This window comes from Aquitalea pelogenes (genome assembly GCF_041914625.1).
Taxonomy (GTDB): Bacteria; Pseudomonadota; Gammaproteobacteria; order Burkholderiales; family Chromobacteriaceae; genus Aquitalea; species Aquitalea pelogenes.
In genome coordinates this window covers 127,407-139,334 of record NZ_JAYSDA010000010.1, presented here as the reverse complement: position 1 = coordinate 139,334, position 11,928 = coordinate 127,407, and the positions used below count along the sequence as shown (strand labels likewise).

General features: G+C 54.8%; 9 protein-coding genes. 6 read left to right on the top strand and 3 right to left on the bottom strand.

All coding sequences use genetic code 11. The features are described from left to right. Positions 1–123: 123 nt before the first annotated feature. The 6 genes from ACE3SE_RS10600 (at position 124) to ACE3SE_RS10575 (ending at position 9,506) form a co-directional block, all read left to right on the top strand. On the top strand, positions 124–2,475 hold the full coding sequence (locus ACE3SE_RS10600) for a hypothetical protein (protein ID WP_374555142.1): 2,352 nt from the start codon (positions 124–126) through the stop codon (positions 2,473–2,475). Between the two features lie 49 nt (positions 2,476–2,524). Next, the gene (locus ACE3SE_RS10595) at positions 2,525–3,010 is read left to right on the top strand and encodes a hypothetical protein (protein ID WP_156157009.1); all 486 of its coding nucleotides are present in this window, start codon (positions 2,525–2,527) and stop codon (positions 3,008–3,010) included. A gap of 56 nt (positions 3,011–3,066) precedes the next feature. Then, a complete protein-coding gene (locus ACE3SE_RS10590) occupies positions 3,067–3,567 on the top strand; it encodes a hypothetical protein (protein WP_374555140.1) in 501 nt (166 codons plus the stop codon). Positions 3,568–3,743: 176 nt separating this feature from the next. Next, the gene (locus ACE3SE_RS10585; protein ID WP_374555138.1) at positions 3,744–4,232 is read left to right on the top strand and encodes a hypothetical protein; all 489 of its coding nucleotides are present in this window, start codon (positions 3,744–3,746) and stop codon (positions 4,230–4,232) included. Positions 4,233–4,391: 159 nt separating this feature from the next. Then, positions 4,392–7,640, top strand: coding sequence for an ImcF-related family protein (locus ACE3SE_RS10580; protein WP_374555136.1), 3,249 nt, complete (start codon positions 4,392–4,394; stop codon positions 7,638–7,640). 276 nt (positions 7,641–7,916) lie between these two features. Continuing rightward, positions 7,917–9,506 (top strand): methyl-accepting chemotaxis protein, encoded by a 1,590-nt coding sequence (locus ACE3SE_RS10575; RefSeq protein ID WP_045847913.1) that lies wholly within the window; start codon positions 7,917–7,919, stop codon positions 9,504–9,506. Positions 9,507–9,725: 219 nt separating this feature from the next. Here the strand turns inward: ACE3SE_RS10575 and tpx are convergent, their stop codons facing one another. From tpx to hisC, 3 genes are all read right to left on the bottom strand, one after another. After that, complete coding sequence (gene tpx, locus ACE3SE_RS10570; RefSeq protein ID WP_045847917.1) at positions 9,726–10,223, bottom strand: thiol peroxidase; 498 nt, start codon at positions 10,221–10,223, stop codon at positions 9,726–9,728. Positions 10,224–10,331: 108 nt separating this feature from the next. After that, positions 10,332–10,721: a carboxymuconolactone decarboxylase family protein gene (locus ACE3SE_RS10565; RefSeq protein ID WP_045847912.1), complete on the bottom strand. Its 390-nt coding sequence runs from the start codon at positions 10,719–10,721 to the stop codon at positions 10,332–10,334. A 37-nt stretch (positions 10,722–10,758) separates the two neighbouring features. Further along, on the bottom strand, positions 10,759–11,817 hold the full coding sequence (gene hisC, locus ACE3SE_RS10560; RefSeq protein ID WP_374555133.1) for a histidinol-phosphate transaminase: 1,059 nt from the start codon (positions 11,815–11,817) through the stop codon (positions 10,759–10,761). Between the last annotated feature and the right edge of the window lie 111 nt (positions 11,818–11,928).

The window sequence follows — 11,928 nt, the reverse complement described above, 5'->3', positions numbered from 1 at the left end:
TTTGGGGATATCAAGCTGCACGGCACGCTGAGTAATGAGGGGAAGGCGGGGCTGGCTAATCCAGTCAGCGCATTCCCCAAAACCGAATTAAGCCTTGATCAGAACTACTCGGAATGAAGGGTATTGATTATTCGCCAGCTCATCATTCAATTAGAACAAGGAATAAACATGTTAATCGGACCACCCGTATTACTAAAGCCAGCACAAGCGCAAACCACCACCCAGAAAGAAGATAGGGCATGGCTGGAAAGCATGATGCCCAATCGCGACAGGGGAGGATTTCCAGTAGGAAAATCCGGCCAATGGCACCCCGGCCTGCACATTACCGGCTTTGTCGGATCGGGGGACAACAACGCCGTATGGGCGATTGCCGACGGTGCCGTCATGTATTACGCCGAGGACAAAGGGACAGACCTCAGCGAGCACGCCAACTCCAGCGGAGTGGTGATCATCAGGCATGAAACCCAGATTGGCAGCGAGGCAGAAGGCTGCATTGTGTATTACTCCTGCTATCAACACCTGCAAGTCATCAATGAAGCAATCAAGACAGCCTACGCCAAGGGCAGCCCCGTCTATAGAAAAGACCTGATTGGCCATGTCGGTAACGTGGCAGACAATAGCGGCATCCATTTTGAAATCTTTTGCAGCGGCGCAAATGTAAAGAAAATCACCGGTCGCAGCAGCGGCAAGCTGAACCTCGCCAAATCCGGCCGGAAAAACATTGTTTACGGCGATACCCACTACTACATCCCGGCAGGCACTCCCTTATATTTCCAGGCGACAGCGCCAGATTACAGCGCACCCACCCTCAAAAACCCAACACCGAGTACGTCAGATTTATACGTCACCATCAAATTTGAAAAGGGTGAAGTCACGATAAGCAGCAAGTTATTAAAAGACAATCAATACATCAGCATCCCACACCGCGCCAAAGACAACAAATTCTACCAGGCATACGAATACAAGCTCTATAACCGAGCAGTCAAGATGGGCGAACAGTATAAAAAAATCGCCCCCAGCGCAATTTATGAAATGCTGAAATTTGGCCGCATCATTGATGAGGTCAACACCCAGAAAATTGGCCATGACATTCCACACTGGCATCAGATTGACACACCACAGGGCCTGGCCTGGATCAATCTCAATGCCGCACCCGCCCAGGGCGCAAAGCCCATTACCGTATTTAGTGATGGCGATTTTCCGGACTGGGCAGACTGGACCCTCATCGATGATGACCCGGTTGATAACGGCCTGTGTGATAGCAAAATCATTCATTCACTACTGTATCCAGCGGGCAGCGAGAAAAACGCAGCCGTATTACAACGGGCATTAACTGACCCGGCTGTCAGTAGCAAACTATCAAAGATGATTTGCAAAATTCCCAGCGAATGGGACAAAGCAAAGAAGGCAGTGCGCCAACAATGGCGTAAAGTGGCATCCCCGCTCAACCCCATACCACTAGACAATAGCAAATTCCAGAAATTAATGGACGACCTGGACAAAGCCTGTTTCTGGCAGCGATTCGTCGACAACAACAATAAATTCCCCAGTGCTTGTCTACCTACTGTAGACAATGCCAGCAAGGCATTTTACCAGGGTGCGATAACGGAAGATGTCTGGTTCTTCAACCCCAGGGAGTTCATCCTGCATTTCAGGAAATGTAATTGGCTATCGGAGTTTGAGTTTGCGCAATTACTGCCAAGAACACTAAAGCGCCTTGATCGCACACAATTCAGAACCGAATCCAAGAGTTGGGAGGCAGCATTCTCCACAGCCAAAACCTGGACAAAAGCACTATGCCAAGGCTTTAACAAATATGGCATTTTACACAGCAAAGGCAGATTAGCGCATTTTATTGCGCAAACCATTCCAGAAACCAGCTATCTGGCATATTTAGCCGAGCCACATGATCCAAGCGCAGAATACAGGCCCTATTGGGGACGGGGCATTATTCAACTCACGCACAAAGGCTCCTATTCAAAGTATGGTGAATTTCGTGGAATACCATCCACCAAAAATGCACAGCTTGGTGTGTATGCGGAATTAGGCTGGAACCCAGATAATTTAATTGCAAAGCCGGGACAATCCGAAAAGAAAAAGCAACTAAGCCATTCGATTAATAATGTATTTGGCTGCATCGATAGCAGTGGTTTTTACTGGATCAGTAAACAATCAAAAAAAGTCACCAGCATGCACTCTCTATGTGATCTAGGCAGCGCGATTAAGAATGGCATTGAGGTCAGCAAAGGTATCAATGGTTGGGTTTTTGATCAAAATATCAACGGACTTGAGCTAAGACTTCAAGCCTTGGAGTACTGCAAATGGATTTTACATGATGCCATTCCACCCAAAGACACTGTTAACATCACCTTTGTCTGGCGCAGAAATAGCAGAAAAGAAAAAATAAATGGAGAAGAAAAATTTGTCCCTACCACGCACTCTCTAAATTTGGCATATATCTTACAAAGACCTTAAACATAAAGACATCAGCGCAGAACCATTAATTAATACAAAGAACACATTCATGTCCAGAATAATTACCTACATAGCTTGCATTTTTGTTTTTATTGCAAGTCCCGCGGTGTATAGCAAATCAAACTCAGCCATTGAAGTTGATACATCTAACGCAACTTGCTTTTCCTCACACGAAAAAGGCGAATTCATATTTATCAGCCTTATTTTATTTTCCGATTACCGATTAGGTGGGTATGTACAGCATAACAATGGTACCACACTACGCTTAAAATATTTATACGCCAATTATATAGACAAAAAAGGAGCAGGTAATGATAGTGAATCTCACACCTATGCAGAAATTACAAATAACAAAATCACAGGGTATTATATATACAATTGGTACAGAGGAGACATGCCAATTCTTGAATATTATCCTAAAAAATCCAACAGACGATATGGCTTATTTATTGATTCAGAAGCACAAACCTCACACACACCAGATATAGCATGCGACTGGTCGAAATCAAGTTTATTAAATGATACAAACAACTAAAAATATAAATAGCAATCAAAAAAAACACCACATAGTCACTCCCTGGAAGGATACCAATGCTAAGAATACTAACCATCGCAGCCATCTTTCTGCTTGCCATTACAGCCCATTCAGCCCAAAGTCAGAAAAATCCAACCGCAGAAATAGATAAAATTCGCCCAGACTGCTATTCATCACGAGAAAAGAATGAGTTCATATTTATTACCCTAGGCCTCTTTAATGACAGGCGCCTAGGCGGCTTTGTACAACACAATAACGGCCCTATCATTCACCTTAGATATCTATACCCTGAATATATAGACATGACAGGATCAAACAATGATAGTCAGTCACACACTTATGCCGAAATGATGAACAATAAAATGACTGGATACTACACTTACACTTGGTATAGAGGAGACTCGCCAATGCTCGAATATCGTCCCAAGAAAAAAATCAATCGTATTTTCTCAGATTCGACTCAGGCGCGGACGACTCAAAAATACCTTACGTTGCATGCGACTGGTCCAAATCAGATCGACTATCAGAAGAAGAAAATAACTAAATATGTTATATAAAAATATAAACACAAAAAAGACATCCATATCAAAGAAAATCAACCAACACAGCTGTCTTTCATTTTGCTATTGCACCGCATGCAAACGGGGAAAGCCTAGCTTATTGAATAAATCATTAAGCGTGACCGCGTGAAGTATTTGTTTTGATTTGTGCAATTTATTTACTAAGGACTGTCATGTTAAGAAAAATCACCGGCCTAGCAAGCGCCCTTATTGCCACCACGGCGCATGCATCCGTACCAGCAGCCACTTCAGAAAACAGAATTAATAGAACTAACACCTACTGCTTTTCTGCCATGGGAGATAAAAAGCCTATTTTTATCAGCCTAATCCTGCCGCAGGGCCCACGCCGCGATGTTTATGTGCAATACAACAATGGGGCTAAAATTCGCTTGAAATATTCCAACCATAAAGACATTACAGTAAAGGAAGGGAAATTTAAAAACTATCGCTATGTATACACAGAAATAATTAACAAAAAAAAGACCGGTTTTTATTCATTTTACTTGCATGGTGATGGCCTATCTGTTTTTAACTATGTCCATAGAAAGGGGCCCAAGGAATATTTCTTCTTCCCTGATTATGGTGCAGCCAAGGCTAGCCCACCTGCCAGTCTGTGCGACTGGTCCAAATCAGATTTACTGGATGGTGATGAAAGCAAATAACACCCAGCGTTTTCCACCAGTAACGACAAAGGCAGGGCGCATAGGCCGGCCAGTAGTCACTCAAACCACATATTGATTTGCAATAACTCCGCCAGCGCTGACCGTGTGTAAGCGTGAATGTCCTTTGAATTGCATTGCCAAACGTGAGAGGCCATCGCCATGACCAGCCTGCCAAGCTCTTCCCCTACCCCGCGCCGCGTTTACTGGATACCCCTCATCCTGTTTGCAATTGGAGCACTGGCGCTGTTGCTGGTCTGGTTGTATGGCAAAACGCTGTTTCAGGGGCCGACGGATGGCTTCTTGTTGCAAACCAGTCTTTTCTTCTGGGCCGTGTTACTGCCAACCCTGGCGGTGTTTGTCTGGTTAGTGCTGCTGATCCGGGGGCCTGCTGCGTTGGCGGTGCCTCGCGTTCACCGTGCCAACACCACTATGGATGGCAGGTCGGAGGGCCTGGATTCCGTTCTGCAATACATGCGCCATCAGTACCCGGGCAAATGGCGCAGCATCAAGCCATGGGTGGCAACGCTATTGCCGGAGAAGGTAGTGTCCAGCCTGGCGGATGTCGACCAGGCACCGGCACCGCTCTGGCTGGATAGCCCGGATGCCTTGCTGCTGCGCATCACCCCGGAACAGCCAGCAAAGCGCCTCGCCCGTTTGCGTGGCCGTTGGCGTGTGCCGTTGGATGCCGTCACCCTGGTGGCGGACACATTGCCGAAAACCGGGAGTATGCAGCTGCAACAGCTGCTGGATTTGAATGCACGCTGTCAGTGGCGGCTGCCGGTCTGCCTTGCCCTCACTGGCTGGACGGTACCGGAGCAGGGTATTTCCTGCGTACTGACCCAACCCGGCGATGCGGCACAAACGCGGGCCGACTTGCGCCAGCTGGTCTGGCAGAGCGCCATTGACGGACAGGCAGCCTTGCTGGCGCACAAGGGCTCTGCCACGCTGGCCTTTTCCGCTGCGCTGGATCAGCCCGGCGTGATTGATGATCTGGCCGAATCCCTGGCGCAGATCAGCCACCACCTGCCAGACGGGCAGCACATCATCCGCCTGGCGTGGATTGCCGGTGCTGACTTATCGCATATTGCAGGCCATGTGGTGGAGGATTGTGTGCAATGTGCACCGCGCCGCCATCGTCTTGCGCTGACCGACCTCATCGGCTGGCTTGTGTGTGCCCTGTCCCTGCTGCTGGCGGTGGCGGTGGGCGTGTCCGCCATGCGCAATCACACCCTGGTGATGGACGCCCAGGCCCGCATCGCCCAGCTGAATGCCGCCCGCACCATCAAGCAGGCCTTACCAGCCTTGCTGAGTACCCAACAGTTATTGCAGCAGCTATCACAGCAAGCCAACGCCGGTATTCCCCTGCTGTCGCGCTTTGGCCTGAACCTGAATGACAAGGTGCAGGCACCGCTGTTTGCCGCTTACGGCAAGGCTGCCCGACAGTGGGTGATTACGCCTGCGCAACAGGATATCCAGCGCGTTTTGCTTGAGCTGAACAAGCTGCCGCTGTCCGGCGGTGGCGAGGCGATTTCGCTGGCCAGCAAGGTGGGGTTTGACAGCCTGAAAGCCTATTTGATGCTGGATACGCCTTCCCGCACGCAGGCGGTATTCCTGTCGGATCAACTACGCCTGCGCAGTGGATCCGACGGCCAGCCGCAAGCAGACATCATGCGCTTTTATGCGCAGCATCTGGCGGCACACCCGGAATGGAAGCTGGCGGCCAGCCCTGCCGTGGTATCCGCTGCCCGGCAGACCTTGCTTGGCCTCAACGGGGTGGAGCATGGCGACGAAACGATTTACCAGTCCATCCTGCAACAGGCGGCTGACAAATATCCGGCCCGCACCGCCAGTAGCCTGCTGCCGGGGGTGGATAACCGTGGCCTGTTCCTGCTGCCCGGCACCCTGCCCGGTGCCTATACCCGCGAAGCATGGGATGGCCATGTCCGCACTGCCATCGAAAATGCCGACCCGAAACAGGGCGGCGAGGCGCTATGGGTGATGGGGGCAGAAGCTGCACGCAGTGAAGGCAGCCTGCTGAAAACCCGCTTGCTGCAACGTTATTTCAATGACTACGCCGCCGCTTGGCAACGCTGGCTGAACGGCATGCGCTGGCAATCTGCCAGTAACCTGTCCAGCACAGTGGAGCAACTGAACACTTATGCCGACCCGCAGCGCTCGCCGCTGCTGGCCTTGCTGAGCATGATCCAGTACCAGGGGCAGGCTGGCATGGCGGAAAAGTCCCTGGCCAGTGACTTGCTGGACAAAACCCGCGCACTGGTGGGCAAGTCCGGTGACAAGGCGGCCATGCAGCAGACACAGCCTTCCGTCCCGCTAGCCCGTGCCTTTGGGCCCTTGTTGCGGCTGACTGCGCCGGATGATGCACAAGCCAGCCACACAATCAGCCTGGCGCGCTATCTGGAATCCGTCACCTCGGTGCGGCTGAAGCTGCAACAGCTGGCCTCCTCGCCCAACCCCGATGCCGCGTCCCGCCAGCTGGCACAGGCGCTGTTCAAGGGCGAACAGAATGCGCTGGCCCATGGCCAGGAGTACGCGGCCATGCTGGCTGCCAGCCTGGGGGCAGAATGGGCCGGCTTTGCGCAGCAGCTGTTTGTCAGCCCGCTGGATAGTGCCAACCAGGTGGTGATGCTGCCAGCGGCGTTTGACATCAATGATTTGTGGCGCCGTAGCATCTACCTGCCATGGGGTAGTCAGCTGGCCGGGCGCTTTCCCTTCAATGCCAGCGATAACGACAGCTCCATTCCGGTGCTGACCGGCTTTCTGGCCCCGGAACAAGGCGCGATTGCCCGCTTTCTGGGCAGTACACTGGCCGGAGCGCTGGTGCAGGAAGGCGATCAATGGCTGCCCAGCCCCACCTTGCAGAATGCCGCACCTTTCGATGCCGACTTTCTCAATGCGGTGAATGCACTGAGCCGCCTGTCCAGCCTGCTGTATGCCGAAGGCGATGCCGCTTACCAGTTTGAGCTGCGCCCGGTTGCCATGCCGGGCCTGGCCGAAACCACGCTGATGATTGATGGCCAGGCATTGAAGTACTTCAACCAGCACGAGGCCTGGGTAGCCATGCATTGGCCGCAGACCGGGCAGCCCGGTGGCACTTATTTACAGTGGCTGTCGCTGGCTACCGGCACACGGCAAACGCTGGAATTCAGCGGCCGCTGGGCCTTCGTCCGCTTGCTGGAAAAAGCCAAGGTGGTACAACTGGACAAAGCCCGTTTTCAACTGGACTTTGCCCTGCCTGATGGCTTGACCGCACGTTATATCCTGCGCACCACTGCTGGCGAGGGGCCGCTGGCCTTGCTCAAGCTGTTGCAGTTCAAGCTGCCGTCACGGGTGTTTGCCTTGCCTGCACCTTCAATTGCCGCCAAGGAAAACATCAGCGCCAAACGCTGATGCAATGAAGATGCAATGAACTGGCCACAGCAATACGACAGGGCTGAGCGCGCAGCGGCTTGCTGTATGCCCTGCCCGGTTGCCGGTTCCTGCCTCTGGCGCATGGTGGTGACAAAGGGCCTGTTGCAGGATGTCCGGCCCGGATTGCCAAGACCTGCTTGTAAATGATGCAGCCATTTCACAGGCAATTCTAAGTATTTGGCATTAAGTCATGTCATGGAACTGTCATTCTCAGGGTCTACACTGCGCAGCATCCATTGTGCAGAAGCTGCAATCATGTCTCTTATCAAACGTTTATGGCTGACCATCCTGTTTACCGTGGCCAGCCTGCTGATTGTGCTGGCCGTTACCAGTCAGCAATTGTTCTCCCTCACCCGGCATGTGGATGACTACAGCCAGCATCAGCAACTGTCGGCCAATCTTTACCAGTTCAAGGCCAGCGTACTCAGCCTGTCCCGTGCCGACCCCTTGCAGCCGGAAACGGCCAAGCATCTGCAACAGGTCAAGCAGCAGGTCAAGCAACTGGGCAGCCGCATTGCCGCGGCCTTGCCTGCGGACAGTGCGGAAAAGTTTGCACAGCAAAGCAATATGCTGTGGCAGCAATACGCCAAGAATCTGGAAAGCGCGCTGACCATTGCCGAAACCGCGCCACAAGATGCGCTGTCGATTCCGGAACAGGCCTATCAGCAAAGCCTGGTGCCGCTGGTGGCACTGCTAGACCAACAACTGGTGCTAGCCGGCAAGGATCAGGCCGCAGAAGAAGCAGCCATGCATGCCATGCTGCAACAGCTGGCCATCATCATTCTGGGGCCTTTGCTGCTGGCCAGTGTGGCAGTGGTGCTGATTCAGCTGGCACTGGCACGGCGCTTGAAAATGCAGATGGCCGCCATGGGACGTGCCGTGGATGCACTGAGTGAAGGCAACCTGGCTGCCCGCTTGCCGGAACAGGGGCAGGATGAACTGGCGCAAATGGCCGCACGCATCAACCGCTTTCTGGAACGACTGGGCGAGCTGTTGAGCAATGTGCATCAGCACGCCAGCCGTAATCAACGCGACAGCCAGCAATTGCAGCTAATCACCAGCCAGGCGGCTGACGCCAGCCGCTTGCAAAGCGGCAAGGCCAATCTGAGCAACGAAGCAGCCGCGCAGATTGCCAGCCAGGCAGAAAGCGTGGCGCAATTCATTGCCCAGGCAGAAAGCGGATCGCAACAGGCGTTGCAACGCACCGAGCATGCCCGCCAGCTGTGCAGTGCCAATGCCTCTGCCATGCAGGACCTGGCCGCTCGCATTGATTCCGCCATGCAGGAAATGCAACAGCTGAACCAGTCGATTGGCGATATCGCCCAGATCAGCACCCTGATTCGCGATGTGGCGGACCAGACCAATCTGCTGGCGCTCAATGCAGCAATTGAAGCTGCCCGTGCCGGCGAGCAGGGCCGGGGTTTTGCCGTGGTGGCGGATGAGGTACGCAAGCTGTCCGAGCGCACCGCCAGTGCCACTTCGCGCATTTTTGACTGCCTGTCGCAGGTGGAAACGGTAAAGCAGTCGCTGGGTGACGCCATTGATACCGCCGGCAAGGCCAGCCATGACAACCAGCATGCTCAGCAGGCACTGGACACTGCCCTGTCCGGCGTGGACCAGTCGCTGGCCGAGCTGGACCAGCTGATGGGACAGATCAGCCAGGTGCGCCAGCAACAGAGCGAGGCCGGCAACAGCATTCGCCAGCATGGTTTTGAACTGGCCCACCTGGCCAGCAGCATCGACGAACAAATGCGCAATGCCCACCCGGTCATGCACCAACTGGCGGAGTCTGCCGGGGTACTGCACCAGGCGCTCAGCTGGTTCCGCTTGCAGCCACAGCACTGAGGTGCAAGAAACAAAAACGGCAGCCATCATGGGCTGCCGTTCAGGCTGCTGAGAAAGTCATTTGATTCAATTGCACTGGACCCGGCAAAGCCGGGCCTTTCGATTCACTGATTACTTTCGCAGCCTTTCATTTATTCCCTATCCCCCCGCCCTTACCCTGTAAGGGGGCCTCGCTTTCCTTATGGAAAGCGAGAGGGGCTTGTCAACAAAACAGGCTGCTTACAGCACCGCCAGCGCGGCTTCGTAGTTGGGTTCGCTGCCGATTTCAGCCACCAGCTCGCTATGCAGCACGGTGTTGTCGGCATCCAGCACCACCACGGCGCGGGCAGTCAGGCCAGCCAGCGGGCCGGAAGCCAGCTTCACGCCCCAGGCTTGCAGGAAGTCGGCATTGCGGAAGGTGGACAGGTTCACCACGTTCTCGATGCCTTCGGCGCCGCAGAAACGCTTTTGTGCAAACGGCAGGTCGGCAGAAACGCACAGCACCACGGTGTCGGCCTTGCCAGCGGCTTTTTCGTTGAACTTGCGTACCGAAGTGGCGCAAGTCGGGGTATCCACGCTGGGGAAGATGTTGACGATTTTCTTCTTGCCGGCAAAGTCGGCCAGGGTCACGTCAGCCAGATCACCATTGGTCAGCGTCAGGGCCGGAGCCTTGTCGCCCTTGACCGGCAGGGTGCCTGCCACTTCAACCGGGTTACCGCGCAGGGTTACAGATGCCATCTTCATGTCCTTCAGGCAAAGGCGGCCAATGCTGCGACCGGCCGCCGGGGTGGAGATGCACTCAGTGTGGGGCCTGGCGGCAGAAAATCAACCCTGCCGCCAGTCAGCCTATTCTTCCAGCTTGAGCCCCAGCTCGTTCAGCACTTCACGCGCACTGCGAAATGCTTCCACGGCCGCCGGGGCGCCGCCGTACACGGCACTGTGCAACAGTACCTCGCGGATTTCCACCAGGCTGGCACCGTTGTTGATGGCACCGCGCACATGGCCTTTCAGCTCGGTGCTGCGGCCCAGCGCCGCCAGCATGGCGCAGGTGATCAGGCTGCGGGTTTTCAGGTCCAGCCCCTCGCGCTGCCAGGTGCTGCCCCAGGCGTGTTCGTTCAGCCAGTCCTGCAAGGGGGCGGAAAAGCCATCCAGATTGCTCATCGCCCGTTCGACAAAGGCCTCACCCATCACCTGGGTGCGGCGGGCCTTGCCGGCGGCGCGGTCTTGCTCGCTCATGTCGCTTCCTTTCCGAGGTTGAAATCGGCCTGCTGTCTCAGGACAGCAAACTGCCCAGCACTTGTACCAGCCGTGCGCATTCGGCATCAGTACCGATGCTGATGCGCAGGTACTGGTTGATACGCGGCGCAGTGAAATGGCGCACGATCACCGCCTGCTGGCGCAAGCCGGTGGCCAGCATGGCGGCATCGTGCTGCGGGTGGCGGGCAAACACGAAATTGGCCGCCGAGGGCAATACTTCAAAGCCCAGTGCCTGCAATTGCGCTGTCAGTTGTTCCCGCGTGCGCATCACCGCCTGGCAGGTGTGGCGGAAGTAGTCGTCGTCTTCGAACGAAGCCACCGCCCCGGCCAGCGCCAGCCGGTCCAGTGGATAGGCGTTGAAGCTGTTTTTCACCCGCTCCAGCGCCTCGATCAGCGTGGCATCGCCCACCGCATAGCCCACACGCAGCCCGGCCAGCGAGCGCGATTTGGACAGGGTGTGCACCACCAGCAGGTTGGGATAGTCGTTCACCAGCGCGATGGCAGTTTCACCACCAAAATCGACATAGGCTTCGTCGATCACCACCACCTGGTCGGGATGGTCATCCAGCAGCTGGCGGATGGCAGACAGCGGCAGCAGGCGGCCAGTGGGCGCATTCGGATTGGCCAGGATCACCCCGCCGCAGGGCTGGCGGTAGTCCTCCACTCGGATGGACAGACCGTCATCCAGCGGAACCTGTTGCGCCTGAATGCCGAACAGGCCGCAATACACCGGATAAAAACCATAGCTGATGTCCGGCATCAGCAAAGGCTGTTCATGCTTGAGCAGGGCCTGAAACACGATGCCCAGCACCTCGTCCGAGCTGTTACCCACGAACACCTGCGGGCGGCTGACACCGTGGTAGCCGGCAATGGCGTCTTTCAGCTTTTCGCCGCTCGGGTCCGGGTACAGGCGCAGGCTGTCGTCGGTAGCGGCACGGATGGCCGCCAGCACCTTGGGCGACGGCCCATAAGGGTTTTCATTGGTATTGAGCTTGATCAGCGTATCCAGCTTGGGCTGCTCGCCCGGCACATAAGGGGTGAGCTGATGCACCACCGGACTCCAGAAACGACTCATGATTCAACCTTTCCCGGCCACGCCCAGCGCAGCCTGTAGTTCATTGAGAGCGGCTAACAAAATAGCATCGCGCCCCTGATGCAAGGCGCGCAGACGCAGCAGCATTTTGTC

Bases quoted from the DNA above. Each gene is read 5' to 3' on its own strand.
- ACE3SE_RS10595 (WP_156157009.1), top strand. From the start codon at position 2,525: ATGTCCAGAATAATTACCTACATAGCTTGCATTTTTGTTTTTATTGCA.
- ACE3SE_RS10590 (WP_374555140.1), top strand. From the start codon at position 3,067: ATGCTAAGAATACTAACCATCGCAGCCATCTTTCTGCTTGCCATTACA.
- ACE3SE_RS10585 (WP_374555138.1), top strand. From the start codon at position 3,744: ATGTTAAGAAAAATCACCGGCCTAGCAAGCGCCCTTATTGCCACCACG.
- ACE3SE_RS10580 (WP_374555136.1), top strand. From the start codon at position 4,392: ATGACCAGCCTGCCAAGCTCTTCCCCTACCCCGCGCCGCGTTTACTGG.
- ACE3SE_RS10575 (WP_045847913.1), top strand. From the start codon at position 7,917: ATGTCTCTTATCAAACGTTTATGGCTGACCATCCTGTTTACCGTGGCC.
- tpx (WP_045847917.1), bottom strand. From the start codon at position 10,223: ATGGCATCTGTAACCCTGCGCGGTAACCCGGTTGAAGTGGCAGGCACC.
- ACE3SE_RS10565 (WP_045847912.1), bottom strand. From the start codon at position 10,721: ATGAGCGAGCAAGACCGCGCCGCCGGCAAGGCCCGCCGCACCCAGGTG.
- hisC (WP_374555133.1), bottom strand. From the start codon at position 11,817: ATGAGTCGTTTCTGGAGTCCGGTGGTGCATCAGCTCACCCCTTATGTG.